Annotated in this window: 22 protein-coding genes and 1 other RNA gene; 13 read left to right on the top strand and 10 right to left on the bottom strand. The window is 65.4% G+C overall.

Features of this window, described 5'->3' with window-relative positions; all coding sequences use genetic code 11:
- Position 1 precedes the first annotated feature (1 nt).
- Positions 2 to 1,570, top strand: coding sequence for a carboxylesterase/lipase family protein (locus tag BRADO_RS26000; RefSeq protein WP_012029172.1), 1,569 nt, complete (start codon positions 2 to 4; stop codon positions 1,568 to 1,570).
- A 15-nt stretch (positions 1,571 to 1,585) separates the two neighbouring features.
- Here BRADO_RS26000 and BRADO_RS25995 read toward each other — a convergent pair whose 3' ends face one another.
- On the bottom strand, positions 1,586 to 2,509 hold the full coding sequence (locus tag BRADO_RS25995; RefSeq protein ID WP_012029171.1) for a LysR family transcriptional regulator: 924 nt from the start codon (positions 2,507 to 2,509) through the stop codon (positions 1,586 to 1,588).
- A 90-nt stretch (positions 2,510 to 2,599) separates the two neighbouring features.
- Here BRADO_RS25995 and BRADO_RS25990 point away from each other — a divergent pair, with 90 nt between their 5' ends.
- Entirely contained in the window at positions 2,600 to 3,382 is a 783-nt protein-coding gene (locus tag BRADO_RS25990) for an NAD(P)H-dependent oxidoreductase (protein WP_012029170.1), read from the top strand.
- Positions 3,383 to 3,399: 17 nt separating this feature from the next.
- Here the strand turns inward: BRADO_RS25990 and feoB are convergent, their stop codons facing one another.
- The 7 genes from feoB to ssrA all read right to left on the bottom strand — a co-directional run bounded on the left by feoB (position 3,400) and on the right by ssrA (position 9,116).
- On the bottom strand, positions 3,400 to 5,277 hold the full coding sequence (gene feoB / locus BRADO_RS25985; RefSeq protein WP_012029169.1) for a ferrous iron transport protein B: 1,878 nt from the start codon (positions 5,275 to 5,277) through the stop codon (positions 3,400 to 3,402).
- A gap of 21 nt (positions 5,278 to 5,298) precedes the next feature.
- Positions 5,299 to 5,574 carry a FeoA domain-containing protein gene (locus BRADO_RS25980; RefSeq protein WP_012029168.1) on the bottom strand — a complete coding sequence of 92 codons (276 nt, stop codon included), beginning with the start codon at positions 5,572 to 5,574 and terminating at the stop codon, positions 5,299 to 5,301.
- A 107-nt stretch (positions 5,575 to 5,681) separates the two neighbouring features.
- Positions 5,682 to 5,978: a ribbon-helix-helix domain-containing protein gene (locus tag BRADO_RS25975; protein WP_012029167.1), complete on the bottom strand. Its 297-nt coding sequence runs from the start codon at positions 5,976 to 5,978 to the stop codon at positions 5,682 to 5,684.
- Positions 5,978 to 6,163: a DUF4169 family protein gene (locus BRADO_RS25970; RefSeq protein WP_009029404.1), complete on the bottom strand. Its 186-nt coding sequence runs from the start codon at positions 6,161 to 6,163 to the stop codon at positions 5,978 to 5,980. The genes BRADO_RS25975 and BRADO_RS25970 overlap by 1 nt, the downstream gene beginning before the upstream one ends.
- Before the next feature lie 232 nt (positions 6,164 to 6,395).
- Positions 6,396 to 7,820, bottom strand: coding sequence for a class II fumarate hydratase (gene fumC, locus BRADO_RS25965; protein WP_012029166.1), 1,425 nt, complete (start codon positions 7,818 to 7,820; stop codon positions 6,396 to 6,398).
- Positions 7,821 to 7,916: 96 nt separating this feature from the next.
- A complete protein-coding gene (locus tag BRADO_RS25960; protein ID WP_012029165.1) occupies positions 7,917 to 8,483 on the bottom strand; it encodes an SspB family protein in 567 nt (188 codons plus the stop codon).
- A gap of 267 nt (positions 8,484 to 8,750) precedes the next feature.
- Positions 8,751 to 9,116: a transfer-messenger RNA gene (ssrA, locus tag BRADO_RS33520) on the bottom strand.
- 94 nt (positions 9,117 to 9,210) lie between these two features.
- On the opposite strand from ssrA, the gene BRADO_RS25955 reads away from it, so the two are divergent.
- The 11 genes from BRADO_RS25955 (at position 9,211) to BRADO_RS25905 (ending at position 19,034) form a co-directional block, all read left to right on the top strand.
- Positions 9,211 to 9,807 (top strand): chromate transporter, encoded by a 597-nt coding sequence (locus BRADO_RS25955; protein ID WP_012029164.1) that lies wholly within the window; start codon positions 9,211 to 9,213, stop codon positions 9,805 to 9,807.
- The gene (locus BRADO_RS25950; RefSeq protein ID WP_012029163.1) at positions 9,804 to 10,337 is read left to right on the top strand and encodes a chromate transporter; all 534 of its coding nucleotides are present in this window, start codon (positions 9,804 to 9,806) and stop codon (positions 10,335 to 10,337) included. The genes BRADO_RS25955 and BRADO_RS25950 overlap by 4 nt, the downstream gene beginning before the upstream one ends.
- 99 nt (positions 10,338 to 10,436) lie before the next feature.
- Entirely contained in the window at positions 10,437 to 11,216 is a 780-nt protein-coding gene (locus BRADO_RS25945) for a tripartite tricarboxylate transporter TctB family protein (protein ID WP_012029162.1), read from the top strand.
- A 7-nt stretch (positions 11,217 to 11,223) separates the two neighbouring features.
- Positions 11,224 to 12,735, top strand: a complete 1,512-nt coding sequence (locus BRADO_RS25940; protein WP_012029161.1) for a tripartite tricarboxylate transporter permease — start codon at positions 11,224 to 11,226, stop codon at positions 12,733 to 12,735.
- 150 nt (positions 12,736 to 12,885) lie between these two features.
- Positions 12,886 to 13,680, top strand: coding sequence for a thymidylate synthase (locus tag BRADO_RS25935; RefSeq protein ID WP_012029160.1), 795 nt, complete (start codon positions 12,886 to 12,888; stop codon positions 13,678 to 13,680).
- Positions 13,681 to 13,683: 3 nt separating this feature from the next.
- On the top strand, positions 13,684 to 14,169 hold the full coding sequence (locus tag BRADO_RS25930; protein WP_012029159.1) for a GNAT family N-acetyltransferase: 486 nt from the start codon (positions 13,684 to 13,686) through the stop codon (positions 14,167 to 14,169).
- A complete protein-coding gene (locus BRADO_RS25925; RefSeq protein ID WP_012029158.1) occupies positions 14,166 to 14,678 on the top strand; it encodes a dihydrofolate reductase in 513 nt (170 codons plus the stop codon). Before BRADO_RS25930 ends, BRADO_RS25925 begins: the two co-directional genes overlap by 4 nt.
- A 250-nt stretch (positions 14,679 to 14,928) precedes the next feature.
- Positions 14,929 to 16,059 carry an FtsH protease activity modulator HflK gene (hflK, locus tag BRADO_RS25920; protein ID WP_012029157.1) on the top strand — a complete coding sequence of 377 codons (1,131 nt, stop codon included), beginning with the start codon at positions 14,929 to 14,931 and terminating at the stop codon, positions 16,057 to 16,059.
- Positions 16,056 to 16,997, top strand: a complete 942-nt coding sequence (gene hflC, locus BRADO_RS25915) for a protease modulator HflC (RefSeq protein ID WP_012029156.1) — start codon at positions 16,056 to 16,058, stop codon at positions 16,995 to 16,997. The genes hflK and hflC overlap by 4 nt, the downstream gene beginning before the upstream one ends.
- Positions 16,998 to 17,104: 107 nt before the next feature.
- On the top strand, positions 17,105 to 17,311 hold the full coding sequence (locus BRADO_RS25910; RefSeq protein ID WP_008960820.1) for a DUF2065 domain-containing protein: 207 nt from the start codon (positions 17,105 to 17,107) through the stop codon (positions 17,309 to 17,311).
- A gap of 223 nt (positions 17,312 to 17,534) precedes the next feature.
- Positions 17,535 to 19,034 (top strand): Do family serine endopeptidase, encoded by a 1,500-nt coding sequence (locus tag BRADO_RS25905; protein WP_012029155.1) that lies wholly within the window; start codon positions 17,535 to 17,537, stop codon positions 19,032 to 19,034.
- 953 nt (positions 19,035 to 19,987) lie between these two features.
- On the opposite strand, the gene arsH is transcribed toward BRADO_RS25905, so the two are convergent.
- On the bottom strand, positions 19,988 to 20,689 hold the full coding sequence (gene arsH, locus BRADO_RS25900; protein WP_173363513.1) for an arsenical resistance protein ArsH: 702 nt from the start codon (positions 20,687 to 20,689) through the stop codon (positions 19,988 to 19,990).
- 298 nt (positions 20,690 to 20,987) lie between these two features.
- A complete protein-coding gene (locus BRADO_RS25895; protein WP_012029152.1) occupies positions 20,988 to 21,257 on the bottom strand; it encodes a hypothetical protein in 270 nt (89 codons plus the stop codon).
- Positions 21,258 to 21,439: the final 182 nt, after the last annotated feature.

Below are 21,439 nucleotides of genomic sequence, written 5' to 3'. Positions count from 1 at the left end.
CATGACGCGGATGAATTGGCGGCTGGCCTGCATGGCCATGCTGATGGGCGCATGGACGGCTTCGGCTGAAGCTGCCGGCGTGGACGTCACGATCGACGCCGGTCCGATCAGCGGCAAGTTTCAGCGCAACACGTCGGTGCGGGCCTTCCTTGGCATTCCCTTTGCCGCGCCGCCCGTCGGTGATCTCCGCTGGAAGCCGCCGCAGCCGGTCGCCGCATGGCAGACGCCGCGCGCCGCCACGGCCTACGGCGCGCAATGCATGCAGCCCGGCCGCTCGAAGACCTCGGTGTATTTCGAATATGCCGGCGAGCAGCCGAGCAGCGAGGACTGCCTGTTCCTCAACGTCTGGGCGCCGTCCGACGTCAAGGATGGCAAGCTGCCGGTGATGGTGTGGATCTATGGCGGCGGCTTCCAGCAGGGCTCGGCCGCCAATCCGGTGTTCGATGGCGCAGCGCTCGCGGGGCGCGGCGTCGTGGTCGTGTCGGTCAACTATCGCGTCGGCATCTTCGGCTTCATGGCGCATCCCGAGCTGACGGCCGAGTCGCCGCAGCGTGCCTCGGGCAATTACGGTCTGCTTGATCTGGTCGCGGGACTGAACTGGGTCAAGCGCAACGCCGCGACGTTCGGCGGCGATCCCGACAACGTCACGATCTTCGGTCAATCCGCGGGTGCGGCCGCGGTCAGCTACCTCTACACGTCACCTTTGGCGCGCGGACTGTTCGCCCGCGGTATTGCCGAGAGCTTCGGCGTCGCCAACAAGACAATGGCGAGCCTCGTCGATGGTGAGAAGGCCGGCGTCGCGCTTGCTGACAAGACCGGCGCGCCCACACTGCCGAAATTGCGCGCGCTGTCCGCCGCTCAGCTGCTCGAGACCAAGCTCGGAATGAGCCCGATCGTCGACGGCTACGCGCTGCCGGCCAATCCCTACGCGGTGTTCGCTGAGGGCAAGGAGGCTCCGGTGCCGCTGCTGACCGGCTGGAACAGCGACGAGGGCACGACCTTCCCGCATGCGAAGACGCTGCCCGCCTATCAGGACTGGGTCCGCCGCAAATATCCCGAGATCGCCGACCAGTTGCTGCGATCGTATCCTGCCAGCACCGACGACGAAGCGAGGAACGCCAACAAGGCGATCGTGCGCGATGCGTTGTTTGCCTGGGGCCCGTGGGCCGTTGCGCAGCTTCACGCCAAGAACGGCTTTCCGACCTACCTCTATCATTTCAACCACAAGCAGCCGCTCAAGGCGGGCGTCAGCTATGACGAGATCGACACCGCCGAGGGGCTCGGGACCTTCCACAGCTCCGAATATCCCTACATCTTCGGCACGCTCGATGTGCTCAGCCGCGATTGGACAGACGCCGACCGCCTGATCTCGAACACCCTGCAGTCCTACTGGGTGGCCTATGCCTATGCCGGTAGCCCGAACGCGCCCGGCCTCTCCAGCTGGCCGCGCAGCGATGCAAAGGCCGAGACGACGATGTTCCTCGGCGACAAGGTGGGCGTCGGACCTGTGCCGCAGCTCGATCGCATCCGGCTGTTCGACCAGCTCGGCTCACCCTTCAAGGGCTTCTGAACGGTCGCCTTTGGATCATGGCTCCGGGCGGATGCCCGGCAGCCGGACGATCTCCTCGGCGAGATAGTCGATCAGCAGCCGCACGCGCGCGATGCCGGCGCGCTCCGGCACGATCAGCATGTTGAGGGGAGTCGACGGCAGACGGTGGTCGGGCAGGATTACCGTAAGCCTGCCGGCCGCGATCAGGTCGTGGACGAGCCATGCGTGGCTGCCGCCGATGCCGCGCCCGGCCAGCACGGCTTCGCGAACACCCAGTCCATGATTGGTGCGGAAGCAGCCCCTGAACGGCACCTCGTGGCGCTCGCCGCCGGGTCCGATGACGACGAGGACGTCGCTGCCGGCGACATTGGTCATGCGGATGCCGTCGTGGCCGATCAGCTCCTGCGGCGTGCGCGGCGTGCCGCGCTTCGCCAGGTAGTCGGGCGAAGCGACCAGCAGCCGGTGCGAGTAGCCGAGCGACCGCAGCTTGAGCGAGCTGTCGGTGAGCGGAGCCAGGCGCAGCGCGATGTCGACACCCTCGCGCACAAGGTCGATGCGCTCGTCGGTGAGATTGAGATCGATCGCAATGTCCGGGTAGCGATCCTGGAAGGCGAAGACGAGCCGTGTAATGTGCAGGATGCCGAAGGCCGCCGTACAGGAGATCCGGATCGTGCCGCTGGCGGCGCCACGCGCGCCGCGCGCCTCGTCACCGGCCTGTTCGACCAGGCGGAGGATCTGGACGCAGTTCGCGTAATACCGGCTGCCTTCGTCGGTCAGGGTCACGCGGCGGGTGGTGCGGCTGAGCAGCGGGACGCCGATCGCCTCCTCCAGCTCCTGCAGATGGCGCGAGATGGTGGATTGGCCGACTCCGAGCTCACGCGCCACCGCTGACAGGCTGCCGCGTTCGGCCACCCGAACGAAGCTGCGCATGTTGACGAGGCTAATGTCCAATTTATCCATAATACAGCATAGTATTATCAATATACGTCATGTAGCGGATAAATCGGTGCGCGTCTATGTTCCGGCTGTTTCCAGCAAAGGATCCAAGCCATGAACGTCCTGATCGTTTTCGCTCACCCCGAACCCCGCTCGTTGAATGGCGCCTTGCGCGACGTTGCCGTCGCCGAGCTGAAGGCGCAGGGCCACGAGGTCCGGATCTCAGATCTCTATGTGATGGGCTGGAAATCGGCGGCCGACCGCGCCGACTTCCCGCTCCTGGCGCCGGATGCGCCTCTGAATGTCGCCGCAGCCTCCGGCGAGGCCTTCAAGAATGGCACCTTGACCCAGGACGTCAGGGCCGAGCAGGACAAGCTGCTCTGGGCCGACGCGGTCATCCTGCAATTTCCGCTGTGGTGGTTCACGATGCCGGCAATCCTGAAGGGGTGGGTCGACCGGGTCTATTCCTACGGATTCACCTATGGCGTCGGCGAGCACAGCGACAAGCGCTGGGGCAATCGGTACGGGGAAGGCGTGTTCGCCGGCAAGCGTGCGATGCTGGTCGTGACCACCGGCGGCTGGGCCGAGCACTATTCCGACCGCGGCATCAACGGGCCGATCGACGACGTGCTGTTTCCGATCAACCACGGCGTCCTGTTCTATCCCGGCTTCGACGTGCTTCCGGCCTTCGTGGCGCACAGGGCGAGCCGGATCGATGCTGCCGGATTTGCTGACCTTGCCGAACGGCTGCGTGCGCGCATGCGGACGCTGTTCACAGATCAGCCCATTGCGTACCGGCGACAGAACCACGGCGACTATCTGATCCCGTCGATGCAGCTGCGTCCCGGGCTTGGCGATTCCGACGCCCACGGCTTCGCGCTGCATATCGCGCGATGAGGCCGATGGGCGTGGGCTCAGCCCGCGCCCATCGCCACCGCGATGTGGTAGGTCGCGAATGCCGCCGCATAGGCCAGCGCGAACATGTAGAAGAAGGTCACTGCCATCCAGCGCCAGCTGCCGGTCTCGCGGCGGATGACAGCGAGCGTGGAAGCGCATTGCGGCGCGAAGATGTACCAGGCGAGCAGCGCCAGCGCGGTCGCGAGGCTCCATTTGGTGGCCAGCACCTGGCCGATCTGCTCAGCCGCCTCCTTGCCGCCCTCGATCGCGTAGACCGTGCCGAGCGCCGCCACAGCGACCTCGCGGGCCGCCATGCCCGGCACCAGCGCCACCGCGATCTGCCAGTTGAAGCCGACCGGATGGAGCAGCGGCGCAATGGCCTGGCCGATCATCGCGGCCAGGCTGTAATTGATCGCCGGCTCGGTGGCGGCGGCAGGCGGCTGCGGGAACGAGGCCAGGAACCAGATCAGCACCATCATCGCGAAGATCGTGGTGCCGGCGCGCTGCAGGAACATCTTGGCGCGGGTGTAGACGCCGATCGCGATGCTGCGCAGCCGCGGCATCTTGTAGTCGGGCAGCTCGAGCATGAACGGCGCCGGCTGGTAGTCGCGCATCAGGAAGAACTTGACCAGGAACGACACCAGCAGCGCGCTGACGATCCCGGCCGCATAGAGCCCGAACATCACGAGGCCCTGCAGATTGATCAGGCCCCAGACCTTGGTCGGCGGGATGAAGGCCGAGATGATCAGCGTATAGACCGGGATGCGTGCCGAGCAGGTCATCAGCGGCGCGATCAGGATCGTGGTCAGGCGGTCGCGGCGGTTGTCGATCACGCGCGTCGCCATGATGCCGGGAATGGCGCAGGCGAAGCTCGACAGCAGCGGGATGAAGGCGCGGCCGTGCAGGCCGGCGCCGCCCATGATGCGGTCCATCAGGAACGCCGCGCGCGCCATGTAGCCGAAATCTTCGAGCAACAGGATAAACAGGAAGATGATGATGATCTGCGGCAGGAAGACGATCACGCTGCCGACGCCGGAGATCACGCCGTTCTGCAGGAAGCTCTGCAGCAGGCCTTCAGGCAGCTGGTCATGAACCAGCTGTCCGAGCGCGTCGAAGGCCGCCGACAGCAGCTGCATCAAGGGCTGCGCCCAGGCGAACACGCCCTGGAACATGATGAACAGAATGGCCAGCAGGATGACCAGGCCGCCGACCGGATGCAAAGCGACGGAATCGATCCGTGCCGTCCAGGTGTCGGGCCGCTCCGGCAGGCTGACGGTCGATGCGATGATGCGGTCGGCCTCGCGCTGGGTGGCGCGCAGCTCCGGCACGGTCAGCGGCCGCCAGGTATTGGCGCGATCGCCGCTTGCCGCAGTTGCCTCGGACAGCAGCCGATCGGTCAGCTGCAGCAGGTCGTCGGTCCCGCCCTTGCGGACGGCGATCGAGGTCACCACGGGCACGCCGAGCGCCTGCGACAGGGCGGCGACATCGACCGTCACGCCGCGGCGCTTGGCGATGTCGAACATGTTGAGAACCAGCGCCAGCGGTCGTCCGGTGCTCTTGAGCTCGAGCAAGAGGCGGATCGTCAACCGGAGGTTGGTGGAATCGGCAACACACAATACGAGGTCCGGCAGAACCTCGCCGGTGGCCCGTCCCAGGACGAAATCGCGGGTGATTTCCTCGTCCGGGCTGCGGCCGCGCAGCGAATAGGTGCCGGGGAGGTCGACCAGCGAGACCTGGCGCCCCTGCGGCGTCACGAACGCGCCCTCTTTGCGCTCGACGGTGACGCCAGGATAGTTCGCGACCTTCTGACGACTGCCCGTCAGGGCGTTGAATAGGGATGTCTTGCCGCTGTTGGGTGTCCCCACCAGGGCCAGATGCAGCAGAGGGCTATCCATGGTCGACGCTTCCCGCGCGGCCTACGCCACGATGACGGCCATGGCCTCGCGCCGGCGGACCGCGACGGTGATGTTGTCGACCCGGACGGCGATCGGATCCCGCCCGACGATCCCTTCATGCAGAATCTCGACCCGGGCGCCCTCGACGAAGCCGAGCTCGATGAGCCGGCTTTCCAGCTCGACGTCCGGAAGGGACGAGGCCGTCCCTTCCGCAGCAAGGTGCTGGATCGTTCCGGTATAGCCACGCCGGGCCAGACCGAGCGGCAGGGGCGGCCGTGTGTCGCAGATTTCGCTCATAGCCTGTATTTTCAATCGCGTGCCAAGAGGTCAAGCGCGGCATGCGAAATGCCGCGTCTTCTTAGAGCGATTTTAAACAGACCGGGCCGGCCGCCCTCTGATCTGCCTCAAGGAGCGGCAGCGGATGCCGAGTGCCGGCTGTCCACCGAGGCCTTCGGCTCGATGCCGGCGGAGGCCGACGAGGCCGCGGCGCGGCTCTTGAAGTGGTCGAGCACGAACAGACGGATCGCCGAGGACAGGTTGCCCTGCTGACGATTGTTGTCGATCTCTCCGACCAGTTCGGACAGGGTCATGTTCCGGAGACCCGAAATCTCCTTCATGCCGTTCCAGAAGGCCTCTTCGAGGCTGACGCTGGTCTTGTGACCTGCGACCACGATTGAACGTTTTACGACGGGCGACTTCATCACGCGTCCTCGCCATTGATACGATGTTGATCGAGTAATTCGTTCGCGCGCTTGTCGCGTTGTGCGTCAGTTGCGCGTTCGGACTTCGTCCTGCCGTAGCGAGCGCGGTTGCTTTCGGCGACCTTTGCTGCCTGATCGCGCTCAACGCGCTTTCTGAAACGCTTTAGGTTGATGACGTCCCCCATGCTTGCTCCGATCATCTAAGGCATCGAACATCGTTGTGAGAGCGTGCGCGTTGCGCAGAGCCTCGGCGTTATGCAGACAATCACGTCACCGCTCCCTGATAGTTCGACAGCCATCGCGTCGTTGCGAGCTGGATTTGTATTCACCAAACACAGCAGAACTTGTAGTCGAGACTATCCTTTAGGGGTTAACAGCGAGAATTGCATCACCCCCCGTAGTACTACGGGACTACCGTCATGATCTTCCGGGCCTCGTCATCTTCTCGGGCTGCACAAGACGGTCGAATTCATCTTCGGAGACAAGGCCGAGACGCACGGCTTCTTCCTTCAGCGTGGTGCCGCGCTGGTGCGCCGTCTTCGCCACCTTGGCCGCGTTGTCGTAGCCGATTTTCGGTGCGAGGGCCGTTACGAGCATCAAAGAGCGCTGCATCAGCTCGCGAATCCGCGTTTCGTCGGCCTGAATTCCGGTCACGCAATGTTCGTGGAACGAACGTGCAGCGTCGCCTAGTAATTGTATGGACTGCATCATGCAATGTGCGAGCAACGGCTTGTAGACGTTCAACTCGAAATGGCCCTGGCTGCCGGCCATGGTGATGGCGGTGTGATTGCCGAACACCTGGCAGCACACCATCGTCAGTGCTTCGCACTGAGTCGGGTTCACCTTGCCCGGCATGATCGACGATCCCGGCTCGTTCTCCGGCAGAATCAATTCGCCGAGCCCCGAGCGCGGGCCCGATCCGAGGAAGCGGATGTCATTGGCGATCTTGAACAGGCCGGTGGCGGCCGCATTGATCGCGCCATGCGCGAACACATAGGCGTCGTTGGACGCGAGCGCCTCGAATTTGTTGGCGGCGGTGGTGAAGGCAAGGCCGGTGATGTCGGCGACATGTCTGGCGAACAGGCCCGCGAAATCCGGATGAGCGTTGAGTCCGGTGCCGACCGCCGTGCCGCCCTGGGCGAGCGGCAGCAGATCGTGCGCAGCGGTCTTGATCCTGGTGATTGCGCTCTCGACCTGCGCGGCATAGCCGGAGAACTCCTGGCCGAGCGTCAGCGGCGTGGCGTCCTGGGTATGGGTGCGGCCGATCTTGACGATGTCCGCGAACGCATCCTGCTTGGCGCGGAGCGCCGCCAGCAGCTCCGACAGCGCCGGCACCAGATGTCCCGAAATCGCCCGCGCTGCGGCGATATGCATCGCCGTGGGGAAGGAGTCGTTCGAGGACTGGCTCATGTTGACGTGATCGTTGGGATGCACGGGCTTCTTGGTCCCGCGCTCGCCGCCCATCAGCTCGCTGGCACGATTGGCGATCACCTCGTTGAGGTTCATGTTGGTCTGCGTGCCGGAGCCGGTCTGCCAGACGACGAGCGGAAAATGGTCGTCGAGCTTGCCGTCGATGATCTCCTGTGCGGCCTGGACAATGGCGTCAGCCATCGCAGGATCGAGTAGTCCGAGCTCGCGATTGGTCTTGGCCGCGGCCAGCTTCACCAGCGCCAGCGCGTGCACCACGCCGAGGGGCATGCGGTCATGGCCGATGCGGAAGTTCTGCCGGCTGCGCTCGGTCTGGGCGCCCCAATAGCGGTCCGCCGCGACCTCGATCGGACCGAAACTGTCGGTCTCCGTCCGGGTCGGTCCGGAAGATGATGAACTCGCTGATGTCGCCATGTCGGATACCCATGATTGGTCGCGAACCGGCGTGGGCCAGTTCAAGCATGCGTCAATCTATGGGCTCGCTGGCCGTTCCGCGCGCGACGAATGCGCCTACTTCTTGCGGAATCGATCGAGGCGGACCACCTCAGCGCCTTCGCCCGAGGACGGCGGAGGGGCCGGCTCGTCGTCAGCGAGGTTGTCGCCTGCCTTGTCGCTTGTCTGATCACTTGTCTTGGCGGCCGAGGTCGGAAGAATGGCCGGGACGGCAGACGGCATCGGAGCTGCCGGCAATTTCGGCGCAGCCGGGGTTTCCGCGATCGCCTCCGACGGCTCGAACTGCAGGCCGAACTGCACCGAGGGATCGAAGAAGCTCTTGATGGCGTGGAAGGGCACCACGAGGCGCTCAGGGATGCCGCCAAACGACAGGCCGACCTCGAACCGGTCCTCGGTCACGACCAGATCCCAGAACTGGTGTTGCAGGATGATCGTCATCTCGTCGGGATATTGCGCGAGCAGCCGCGGCGACAGCTTCACGCCCTCGGCCTTGGATACGAAGGTGATGAAGAAATGATGCTCGCCGGGGAGGCCATGCGTGGCGGCGTCCGTCAGAACCCGGCGCAGAACCCCGCGCAGCGCGTCGCGCGCAAGCACATCGTATCGAATATGATCGGTCGCCATGGTCGGTCCTGTGTCGTGTGGGCCGTGCTTCGCCCGCGTCGGAATGCCGCGCCGCGGGCAGCAGCATCCGCGACTCGTATCCGGGCCCATCGTACTCCGGCTTGCCACGGAGGTCAGCAGCCAAGCCGATGTGAGATATGGGAACCGGTAGAAGCCGACGGAAGTCGGGTCAATGAAGGAATGAACGGGGAGAGGCTATCAAAAAGTTGGGGAGATCGGCTCCCATGAAGGGCTCCCTGAAGCGGTCGTGCCGGCGCGTCGGATGAAAGTGGAGGCTTCTGTTGCCAGGTGCCTCCGAACCCCGCCTAACGGAGCTTAACCCGTTAGGACTTTAAGGTGGTCTTTCAAACTGCGTTACGCAGCCTGAGCAACCGGAGCAAAGTTGTCGTTGGCAACTATTGCAGTAGCCCGATAACGGCGGAACAATACCGGGAAAAAGCTCGCCCTTTACGCCCTCGTCGATCCTATTTCGCCCCCGCCAAAACCCGTCTCAGCCACTCGACGGGACGGGCTTTGGTGGAGGCGCCGGGTACCGCCCCCGGGTCCGAATGGTTTATTTCGACGGCGATTTATTTCCATAGCCGGCAAGCCGGCGTCCCCTATATAGGCCGCCCGCGGGCCGATGCACAGAGCCCAGACGCCGCGGGCGGCGACAAAAATGTGGGCCGGTGCGGGGAACCGCCCGTTCGATCTTGGCAGGCCGGATTTTGTCCTCCTAGAGTGCTGCATGTCCTCCGAGATTGCGCCGGCGGCCGCTCCTGCAGCCGATATCGTCAACAGCCCTCCCAGCCTTCGCACTCTCTTTTTCGCATTTGCGAAAATGTCGCTGTCCGGCTTCGGTGGCGTGCTGGTGTTCGCGCGCCGCGCGATCGTGGACGAGCATCGCTGGATGACAGCGGAGGAGTTCAACGAGACCTTCGCGCTGTGCCATTTCATGCCAGGACCCAACATCGTCAACCTGGCGATGGTGTTCGGTGCGCGCCTGCGCGGCATTCCCGGCGGGATTGCCGCCTTCGCCGGCCTGCTCGGGCCGCCGATGCTGCTGATCACGGCGCTGGCCGCGCTGTATGATCATTCGGGGCAGGCGGAAGGGCTGAGGCGCGCGCTCGCGGGCGTGTCCTGCGCGGCCGTCGGCCTGCTGGCCTCGGTGGTCTTCCGGATGGTGTCGCCGCTTGTGAAGAAGAGCGACGTGATCGGGCTCTTGCTCATGACCGCGGTGTTCATCGCCATCGGACTGGCTCGGCTGCCGCTTCAGGCGGTGCTCCTGGTCGCCGTGCCACTGAGCCTTGCCGTCACCTTCGCGAAGGCAAGGTGGGTGCGATGAGCGGCGATGACAATCCGCTGTTCCAGCTGTTCTGGACGTTCGCCCTGATTTCGCTGTTCGCGGTCGGCGGCGCCGTCGCCGCCATTCCGGAATTGCATCGTATCGCGGTCGACGTCCAGCACTGGATGACCGACAAGCAATTCGCCGACGTGTTCGCGCTGTCGCAATTGTCGCCCGGTCCCAACGTTCTGATCGTCACGCTGATCGGCTACTCGGTCGCAGGCGTCGCAGGTGCGGCAGTTGCAACGATCGCAATGTGCGGTCCGACGGCCGTTCTCACCTACCTCGTCAGCCGCTGGCTCTCCAATGCGCATGGTGCGCGCTGGCCCGCGATGGTGCAATCGGCCCTGGTGCCGCTCTCGATCGGCCTGATGGCCGCGAGCGGCTGGATTCTCGGGCTGTCGTCCGACCAGTCATGGCGCGCGGTTGCGCTCACCGTCATCGCGGCCGTGATTGCCTCCGTCACGCGGCTCAATCCGCTGTGGCTGTTGGCGGCGGGCGGCTGTCTCGGTTTCGCTGGCCTTCTCTAGGGAAAGCCGTTAGGCAAAATGAACGCGGGTCCGGCGCTTGCCGGGCCGGCCAAACGAAAACAATCCCGGCCATCAAGGCCGATCGGGGAGGGCGAGGACATGGCCGAGACCACGGGCCAGTTGTCGGGCGGGGCGGCCAGCGTGCCATCCGCGCGCAACGTCACCGGCGCTTTGATCATTCTGCTGCTCGCTTTCGCGCCGCAACTCATCGAGCTTGCCATCTCCGTCGCCGGCCTGGTCGCCGCGGTCTCCGCACGGTCTCCGCTGCAGGTGATCTCGGCGCATGGCGCGGCCCTGGTCGATTCGCTGCCTGTGCTGCTTCGCCAGTGGACGGAGGGTGGCAAGATCAACTTGCGGTCGGATGCGCTGCTCGTGCTGATCTACACCTATCCGCTGGTCGCCATCGCGCTATTCACCTTCCTGGCGCGTCCGCGCGCGCCGCAGGACTATTTCGGTGGCGTCGCGCTGATGGCGATCGCCCTGTTCGCATTGTGGGCCGCCAGCGATCTGTCGGGCATGCGCGGCTTCACGTTCGGCCCTGGTACGGCGCCGCGCATGCTGGGCGTGCTTCTGCTCGGGATGGGGGCTGCGGTGGCCGTGATCGGCCTTGCGACCGAGGGACCCGCGCTTCAGGTCTATCATTGGCGCGGCCCGCTGTTCGTATCGCTCGCCATTTTGAGCTTTGCCGTGGCGATCCGGCCGCTCGGATTGATCGTCGCGGCGCTTGCGAGCTTCCTGATTGCGGCACTCGGCACGTCCGAGACCCGCTGGGGTGAAACGTTGATCGTCGGCGTGGTCCTGACGCTCGGCTGCGCGCTACTGTTTCCCTACGTGCTGGGCCTGCCGATGCCGTTGTTCCCGCGTTTCCTGGTGCAGTGAGGACGGCATGCTGGATCTGTTTGCGAACCTGGCCCACGGCTTCGCCGTCGCCCTCAGCCCGATCAACCTGCTGCTCTGCCTGGTCGGCGCCCTCGTGGGGACGCTGGTCGGCGTGCTGCCGGGCATCGGCACCATCGCCACTGTGGCGATGCTGCTGCCGATCACCTTCGGCCTGCCGCCGGTCGGCGCGCTCATCATGCTCGCCGGCATCTATTACGGCGCCCAATATGGCGGCTCGACCACGTCCATCCTCGTCAACATTCCCGGCGAGGCGACCTCCGTCGTCACCACGCTCGACGGCTTCCAGATGGCCAAGCAGGGCCGTGCGGGCCCGGCGCTGTCGATCGCGGCGATCGGCTCGTTCATCGCCGGCTGTGCCGCGACCGTGCTGATCGCGGTGCTCGGCGCGCCGCTGACCAAGCTGGCGCTGCTGTTCGGGCCGGCCGAGTATTTCTCGCTGATGGTGCTGGGCCTGATCTTCGCGGTCGTGCTGGCCAAGGGCAGCGTGCTCAAGGCGGTGGCGATGATCGCGCTCGGTCTGCTGCTGTCGATGGTCGGCGCCGATCTCGAGACCGGCGCCTCGCGCATGTCGTTCAACATCCCCGAGCTCGCCGACGGGCTCGGCTTTGCCACCGTCGCCATGGGCGTGTTCGGCTTCGCCGAGATCATCCGCAACCTCGACAGCGGTTCCGAGGCGGATCGCGAGCTGGTGCAGCAGAAGATCACCGGGCTGATGCCGACGCGGAAAGACCTCGTCGAATCGGCGCCCGCGATCTTCCGCGGCACCGTGCTCGGCTCGATCCTCGGCATCCTGCCCGGGGGTGGGGCCGTGATCGCGTCGTTCGCGGCATACACATTCGAGAAGAAGATCGCGCGCGATCCCTCGCGCTTCGGCCGCGGCGCCATCGCCGGCGTCGCCGCGCCGGAGAGCGCCAACAACGCGGCCGCGCAGACGTCCTTCATTCCGCTGCTGACGCTCGGCATCCCGCCTAATGCCGTGATGGCGCTGATGGTCGGGGCGATGACGATTCATGGCATCCAGCCGGGACCGCAGGTGATGCAGAAGCAGCCGGACCTCGTTTGGGGCATGATCGCTTCGATGTGGATCGGCAATCTGATGCTGATCATCATCAACCTGCCGCTGGTGGGCATCTGGGTGCGCCTTCTGCGCGTGCCGTACCGGCTCATGTTCCCCTCGATCGTCGTGTTCTGCGCGATCGGCATCTACTCGATCAACAACGCGCCGGTCGACGTGATCCTGGCCGGTGCCTTCGGCCTTTTCGGCTACTGGCTGATCAAGCACGATTTCGAGCCGGCGCCGCTGCTGCTCGGCATGGTCCTGGGCACGCTCATGGAGGAGAACCTGCGCCGGACGTTGCAGATCTCGCGCGGCGACTGGTCGGTGTTCGTCACGCGTCCGCTGTCGGCCGCGCTGCTGGCCGTCGCCGGCGCATTGCTGGTGCTGGCGGTCCTCCCGGCGCTCCGCCGCAAGCGCGACGAGGTGTTCGTCGAGGGGTAGCCGCCCGGTTCCATGGTGGCCCATCCGGCCCTGGCGATCGGCTTTTCCCCAGCATATTTCTATGGCGAAGGGGGCTCTGGCGGCCGGGACTGTCGGCGGCAAAGCGGGTCCGCTAAACCTGCACCTTCACAAACCCAGACGTCGCCGGCCATGCACCAGTATCACGACCTGCTCGAACGCATTTTGTCCGATGGCGCGCAGAAGCACGACCGCACCGGCACCGGCACGCTGTCCGTGTTCGGCCATCAGATGCGCTTCAACCTCGCCGCCGGCTTCCCGATGGTCACCACCAAGCGGTTGCCGCTGAAGGCGATCGTGCACGAGCTGCTGTGGTTTCTGAAGGGCGACACCAACATCAAATATCTGCACGACCACGGAGTCACCATCTGGGACGAGTGGGCCGATGCCAACGGCGATCTCGGTCCCGTCTACGGCTACCAGTGGCGCTCCTGGCCGACGTCGGACGGCGGCCAGATCGACCAGATCAGCAATGTCGTCGACATGATCCGGCGCAACCCGGATTCGCGCCGGCTGATCGTCACCGCGTGGAATCCGGCCGACGTCGAGAAGATGGCGCTGCCGCCGTGCCACTGCCTGTTCCAGTTCTACGTGGCCAATGGCAAGCTGTCCTGCCAGCTCTATCAGCGCTCGGCCGACGTCTTCCTCGGCGTGCCCTTCAACATCGCCTCCTATGCGCTGCTGACGATGATGGTGGCGCAAGTGACGGGGCTGAAGCTCGGCGAGTTCGTGCACTCGTTCGGCGACGTGCATCTCTATTCCAACCACATCGAGCAGGCCCGCCTGCAACTGAGCCGAACCCCGCGGCCGCTGCCGACCATGACGCTCAATCCCGACGTGAAGGACATCTTCGCCTTCCGCTATGAGGATTTTGCGCTCGCCGGCTACGATCCGCATCCGCACATCAAGGCCGAGGTCGCGGTCTAGCGCATGCCGGTCACGATCCGCAGCGCCAAGCCTTCCGACATCGGCGTCGTGTTCGCGCTGATCCGCGAACTCGCCGATTACGAGAAGCTCTCGCAAGAGGTGGTCGCCTCCGAGGCCGACATTGCCGCCGCGCTGTTCTGCGATCACCCGACGCTGTTCTGCGATCTCGCCGAGTGGAATGGCGCCGTGGCGGGCTTCGCGGTCTGGTTCGTCAACTTCTCGACGTTTGCCGGCAAGCCCGGCATCTATCTCGAGGACCTGTTCGTGCGGCCGGTGTTCCGCCGCAACGGCATCGGCCAGGCCCTGCTTGGCCATCTCGCCCGCACCTGCGTCGCGAAGGGCTGGGCCCGGATGCAATGGTCGGTGCTCGATTGGAACGCGCCGTCGATCACCTTCTACAAGTCGCTCGGCGCCGAGCTGATGGACGACTGGAAGCTCTGCAAGGTCACCGGGCCCGCGCTGACGCAACTGGCCGAAAGAGCCCCATGATCGAGATCGTGCAGATCGTCGCGGTCGCCGAGAACGGCGTGATCGGCGCTGCCGGCGCCATTCCCTGGCGGCAGAAGAGCGACATGCAGCGCTTCAAGGCGCTGACCATGGGACGGCCGATCGTCATGGGCCGCAAGACCTTCGTGTCATTTCCTCGCCGGCCGTTGCCGGGTCGGACCAACATCATCGTCACCCGCGACGCCGCGTTTCGCGCCGCGGGCGCCATCGTGACTCACCGCATCGCCGAAGCGCTCACCGTCGCGCGGGGCGATGCGCTGCGGCGTTCGGCCGCGGAAATCGCCATCGTCGGCGGCGCCGAGATCTATACGGCGACCCTGCCATTGACCGACAGATTGGAGATCACCGAGGTCCACGCGCGGCCGCCGGGCGACACGCTGTTTCCGGCGATCGATCCGGCGCAGTGGGAGGAGGTGGCGCGCGAGCGTCACGCGTCGGGGCCGGACGATCAGGCCGACTTCTCTTACGTCACCTATCGCCGGAAGCGCTGACCGGCACCTGCCCGCAAAGTCCCTGCCGCCCCTTCAAGACCATCCGTTAATGATGAAGTCGCGTTGTTTGGCCGCGGTGGCCCTGTCCAGCCGCGGCAAACCAGCGCTTGGCGCGCTGTTTACATTGACAAAACCGGGTTCGGGCTTAGCTGGAGCGCTACGTTGTAAGGGGCGGGGCCGTCCCTTATAAACCGGCCGCCGTCGGGGGCCGGCGTCTTTGCAGTATCAGCCTCTCGGAGGAGATCGATCGATGGCGTGGAAGAATCAGGGCGGAGGCCCGTGGGGTCCGGGTCCGAAGGGACCCTGGGGCTCGGGACCGCAACCGGTCGGTCCAAGGCCCCCCGACCTGGAAGATCTTCTGCGCCGCGGCCAGGACCGGCTCCAACAGTTCATCCCCGGGGGCGGCTTTGGCTCCGTCGGCGTCCTCCTGATCGTGCTCGGTGCGATTGTCATCTGGCTGCTGTCCGGCTTCTACCGGGTGCAGTCCGAAGAGCTCGGCGTGGTGCTCCGGTTCGGCAAATATGTCCGCGACGAGCAGCCCGGTCTGCGTTACCATTTGCCCTATCCGATCGAGACCGTGCTGCTGCCCAAGGCGCTCCGCGTCAACTCGATCTCGATCGGCTTCACCGCCAATGACGATCCCGGCCGCCGTGGCCGCAGCGGGCGCGACGTGCCGGAGGAGAGCTTGATGCTCACCGGCGACGAGAACATCGTCGATGTCGACCTGACCGTTTTGTGGCGCATCAAGCCGAAGGGCGCTGCCGACTTCCTGTTCAACATCCAGAACCCCGAAGGGACCGTCAAGGCGGTCGCCGAAAGCGCGATGCGCGAGGTGATCGGCAGGTCCAACATTCAGCCGGTGCTCACCGGCGCGCGCACGCAGATCGAGCAGAGCGTGCTGGAGCTGATGCAGAAGACGCTCGACAACTATGGCTCGGGCATCCAGGTCGACAATGTGCAGATGCAGAAGGTCGACCCTCCGGCGCAGGTGATTGCGGCGTTTCGTGACGTGCAGGCCGCGCGAGCTGACTTGGAAAAAGCGCAGAACGAGGCCCAGACCTACGCCAACAAGGTGGTGCCCGACGCCCGCGGCCGTGCCGCTCAGATCCTGCAGGTTGCCGAAGGCTACAAGGAGCAGGCGATCGCGGAGGCCAAGGGCCAAAGCGCACGCTTTCTGAAGGTCTATGAAGAGTACAAGAAGGCGCCCGACGTGACCCGTGAACGCATCTATCTCGAGACGATGGAGCGCGTGCTCTCCGGCTCCGAGAAGCTCGTGCTCGATGGCGGCCCCGGCGGTCCCGTGCCGCTGCTGCCGCTCGGCGATCTCGCGCCGCGGCGCCAGGCCGCCCCGAGCACCACGCAGCAGGGAGGCGTCCGATGAGGTCCCCCGTCACAGGCATCGTTGCGCTGGTCATCGCCCTCGCGCTCGTCGTCATCGGCTACAGCTCGCTGTTCACGGTGGCACAGACGGAGCAGGCGCTCGTTGTGCGGTTCGGCAAGCCGGTCGATGTCGTCACCGAGCCCGGGCTGAACGTCAAGGCGCCGTTCATCGACAACGTGATCCTGATCGACAAGCGCATTCTCGACCTCGAAAATCCGTCGCAGGAGGTCATCGCCTTCGACCAGAAGCGGCTGGTGGTCGACGCCTTCGCGCGCTACCGGATCAAGAACGCGCTGCAGTTCTATCAGCGAGCCGGCACGATCCAGAACGCGAACGTCCAGCTTGGCACCTTGCTCAACGCGGCCCTGCGCCGCGTGCTCGGCGAGGTCACGTTCACCCAGGTCGTGCGCGACGAGCGCGAGACCTTGATGCGCAAGATTCGCGACCAGCTCGATCGGGAGGCTGACGCCTACGGCATTCAGGTGGTCGACGTTCGCATTCGTCGTGCCGACCTCCCCGAGGCCAACAGCCAAGCGGTTTACGATCGCATGAACAGCGAGCGGCAACGTGAGGCGGCCGAGTTCCGGGCTCTCGGCGGCCAGAAGGCGCAGGAGATCAGGTCCAAGGCCGATCGCGAGGCGACCGTGATCGTCGCCGAGGCGAACTCGCAGGCCGAGCAGACCCGCGGTGCCGGCGACGCCGAGCGCAATCGGCTGTTCGCCGAGGCCTACGGCAAGGATCCCGATTTCTTCGCCTTCTACCGCTCGATGACGGCCTATGAGACCGGCCTGAAGTCCGGCGACACCCGCTTCCTGCTGCGGCCGGATTCCGAGTTCTTCCGCTACTTCGCCAATCCCTCGGGGAAGGCGGCGGCGGGACCGGAGACGCCGTCGGCCGCCAGCGCAACCGCGGCGGCGGCACAGGCCGCGAAACCCTGAGGTCGCCGGGCGGTTGTTGCCGGCGAATAAGAGTTGACACGGACGGGGCGAAGCCGTTGCTTCGCCCCGTCTGATATCAAGAAGGTCAAACGGGAGGTCCGGGTCCGATGAGGTCCATTGCGTTTTCCGATTTCCTCATCGGATTAGGTATCCTGTTCGTGCTTGAAGGCCTGATGTTCGCGGCGAGTCCGGAATGGATGCGGCGGGCCATGAAGACCGCCATGACCACCCCCGACAACGTGCTGCGCGCGGTGGGCATCGGCTCGGCGGTTGCCGGCCTGGTGCTGATCTGGGTCATCCGCAGGCCGATCTGAGGGGCAGCCGCCGCGCCACATCCCGACAGGAACCGCCGACCGCCGCAACGATTGCCGTCCGCTGCCCGGCCAACGCCATTGTGAGGCGATGGCTGTGCCATTTTGCCGTATTAGGTCGCCTTCAATGATGAATCGGGCGCCGCGCGCCGGCGCGCTTGCGTCGCTGCCCGGTTCCGGCGCACTGTACCCGTTGAATTTTCCGCCTTTTCTGGAGATCCGCCCGATGACCGCAACCCTTGCTTTCCGCCGTCGACTGCGTCCGATCCTGACTGCGGCAGTGCTCGCCGCGGGCTGGGCGCTCGTGCCGGCGCCGGCCTCGGCGCGGGGGCCGGAAGGGATCGCCGATGTCGCCGAAAAGGTGATCGATGCCGTCGTCAACATCTCGACCTCGCAGACCGTCGAGGCCAAGGGCGGTGGAGGCGAGGGCCGCGGCGCCAATCCGCAGGTGCCGCCGGGCTCGCCGTTCGAGGAGTTCTTCGACGACTTCTTCAAGAACCGCCGCGGTCCGGGCGGCCGAGGCGGCGCCGACAATTCGCCCCGCCGCACCAACTCGCTCGGCTCCGGCTTCATCGTCGACGACAGCGGCATCGTGGTCACCAACAACCACGTCATCGCCGATGCCGACGAGATCAACGTGATCATGAACGACGGCACCAAGATCAAGGCCGAGCTGGTCGGCGTCGACAAGAAGACTGACCTCGCGGTGCTGAAGTTCAAGCCGCCGCGGCAGCTCACCGTGGTCAAGTTCGGCGATTCCGACAAGCTCCGGCTCGGCGACTGGGTGGTCGCGATCGGGAACCCGTTCAGCCTCGGCGGCACCGTCACCGCCGGCATCGTCTCGGCCAAGAACCGCGACATCTCGTCGGGCCCCTATGACAGCTACATCCAGACCGACGCCGCCATCAACCGCGGCAATTCCGGCGGCCCGCTGTTCAACCTCGACGGCGAGGTCATCGGCGTCAACACGCTGATCATTTCGCCCTCGGGCGGCTCGATCGGCATCGGCTTCGCCGTGCCCTCGAAGACCGTCGCCGGCGTCGTCGACCAGCTGCGCCAGTTCGGCGAACTGCGCCGCGGCTGGCTCGGCGTGCGCATCCAGGGCGTCACCGACGAGATCGCCGAGAGCCTCAACATCAAGCCGGCGCGCGGCGCGCTGGTCGCCGGCGTCGACGACAAGGGCCCGGCCAAGCCGGCCGGCATCGAGCCGGGCGACGTCGTCGTCAAGTTCGACGGCCACGACATCAAAGAGCCGAAGGACCTGTCGCGCATCGTCGCCGACACCGCGGTCGGCAAGGAGGTCGACGTCGTCGTCATCCGCAAAGGCCAGGAGCAGACGCTCAAGGTCAAGCTCGGCCGGCTCGAGGACAACGAGAAGGTTCAGCAGGCGGCGATCAAGAAGGACGAGCCGGCGGAGAAGCCGGTGACCCAGAAGGCGCTCGGGCTCGATCTTGCTGCTTTGTCGAAGGATCTGCGCACCCGCTACAAGATCAAGGACAGCGTCAAGGGCGTCGTCGTCACCGGCGTCGACCAGGCCTCCGACGCCGCCGAGAAGCGGCTGTCGCCCGGCGACGTGATCGTCGAGGTCGCCCAGGAGGCGGTCACCTCCGGCGCCGACATCAAGAAGCGCGTCGACCAGCTCAAGAAGGACGGCAAGAAGTCGGTGCTGCTGCTGGTGTCCAACGCCGACGGCGAACTGCGCTTCGTGGCGCTGAGCTTGCAGTAGGGGCGCGGTCTTTCGTTCCAAACGCGGCTGCGTAGGGTGGGCAAAGGTGCGCCCACGTCTACGCGTGTTGTCTCTATCTCTCACGCGCCGTGCCCACCATTGCCTTCCGCATTTGCGGATCAATGGTGGGCACGCGACCGCCCTGCGGGCGTCCACTTTGCCCACCCTACGGCAGCTCCGCACTGCGCCGTCGTCCCGGCCTTGAGCCGGGATCCATACCCCAGGGAGCGGTTTGGGGCAGGCAGGTCGTTGGCATTTTGCCCATCACATCCGCCGCGGCGTATGGGTCCCGTATCGGCGCCGGACCGCGCTTGCGCGCGTCGCGGCTTGTCCGGGACCACGATTGAGGAAACATCCGATTCACATCTCAAACAGCGCAGAGCTGGCTGGACCAGCGAGCTAACTAATCCATGAGGCCACGAGATCGCATTCTCGCGGCGGATCTCGCCCGAGCTCTGCGACCACTGGTCCCTCGCGAATATGCAGAGGGCGCAGGGAATGCCGGGTGACAGCCTCACCCATGGCCCGCCTGCGGGAAAAAATGCAGGCGGCAGGTACCACAGGCAAAGCCGGACCACACCGGCATTCCCTGCGCGATGGTCTTCACGCTTATACGCAGTCTCCCTGGTGCGCCGGGCTTGTTGGCCACCATCACCACGCGGCACACTCTGGCGCCATCGCGGCTTGACACCAGCATCGGGGTATCAGGACGCTGCGACTTCACGTCCGCAAGCGATCGTTCGTCCGCGCCCTCGTGAGAGGACGCTGCGATCTTTCGCGGCCACCGCATCCCACCTCGCGTGTCGTGACGATCGCGCGCAACGCCCCTCTGCGGTGAGGCGGGATGGGCGGATCCAACCATGATTTCAGAAAAGTAGCAAGAAGATTATTTTTATCGGAAGTCGAGGACGCTGGGCCGGCGCCGCGGCGCGCTGGTTCTTCCTCCCGACCGCTCACAGCGAGCGCTGATTGACGCGCTTCGACAGCTCCTCGGCGCTCTCCTTGCGCTCGGAATAGCGGTCGACCAGATAGTCCGCCCGGTCGCGCGTCAGCAGCGTGAACTTCACGAGCTCCTCCATCACGTCGACGATGCGGTCGTAATAGGCCGAGGGCTTCATGCGGTCATCGTCGTCGAACTCCGCGAACGCCTTGGGCACCGACGACTGGTTCGGGATGGTGATCAGGCGCATCCAGCGCCCGAGCACGCGCAGCTGGTTGACGGCGTTGAACGACTGCGAGCCGCCACTGACCTGCATCACCGCGAGCGTCTTGCCCTGCGTCGGCCTGACTGCGCCGAGCGACAGCGGGATCCAGTCGATCTGGGTCTTCATGACGCCAGTCATCGCGCCATGGCGCTCCGGCGAGCACCACACCATGCCCTCGCACCAGGTGACGAGCTCGTGCAGCTCTCCGACCTTGGGATGATCGGGCCAGGCGTCGTCGACCAGCGGCAGCCCGTGCGGATCGAAGCTGCGCGTCTCCGCACCGAAGCGGGCGAGAATGCGCGCCGCCTCCTCGGTGAGCAGCCGGCTGAACGAGCGCTGCCGCAGCGATCCGTACAGCAGCAGAATGCGCGGCGGATGTGAGGAGAGCGTGGGCTCCAGCAGCTTGGCGCGGTCGATCGGTTGAAAGCAGCCATCGTCCAGCTGCGGCATGTCATCGGGCAACGCGGCACCTCAGAGTGCGATCGGCGTTCGGCGCTGAGAGCGGGATCCGACCGGGCGGCCGTGCGAACGGCACGATGCAACATGGCGGTCCCGATCGGGCCGGTCAACTCTGGGATCGCACGCGATCCGACGAACCACAAGCGAGGCGCAATCGTGGCGTCAACCTGTGCCGCCTGCGGCAATGATCTGGTGCCGCGCGCGAGATCCGTGATCTCGTCCCAGAGGGAGCGCGGTCTCGCCCGGCGAGACGCGCGCTGCCTGTCGCGTCGTGAGATGTTCGCGTCGCTTAGTTGCGGACGCTGCCGACGGTGGTCGGGGCGACCAGCGCAGTGCTGCGGCGGTGCTGGGTGAGCACGGCGAGCTGGTGCGGGGAGACGGCGCTGTCGGTGTTGATTGCGACAGTCTGCTGCGCACCGGAGGCGCCGACGACGGAGAGCTGGTGCGGAGTAGCCGGCAGCGCGCCGACTTCGTAGCTCGGCAGCTCTCCGGCGACGGCGGCGCCGCCCAGCAGCGCGAGAGCAACGAGAGAGGCGGGAATGATGTGCTTGATGGTCATCGGGAGGTCCTTCTGTGACGATGATCGGCTGCATCACATGCAACCGTTTTCGTTTCCTTGGACGCTCCCTAGCGCTATACGCGATATATGCGATGCAACATGATTTGACAATTCATGGATTTGTGACGCGGTTAAAATGGCAGGGTCGTACCTGCCTTGATGCGCAAGACGAATGGTCTGAT

It is taken from the genome of Bradyrhizobium sp. ORS 278, from assembly GCF_000026145.1.
Classification (GTDB): Bacteria; Pseudomonadota; Alphaproteobacteria; order Rhizobiales; family Xanthobacteraceae; genus Bradyrhizobium.
This window is presented reverse-complemented; position numbering and strand designations above follow the sequence as displayed.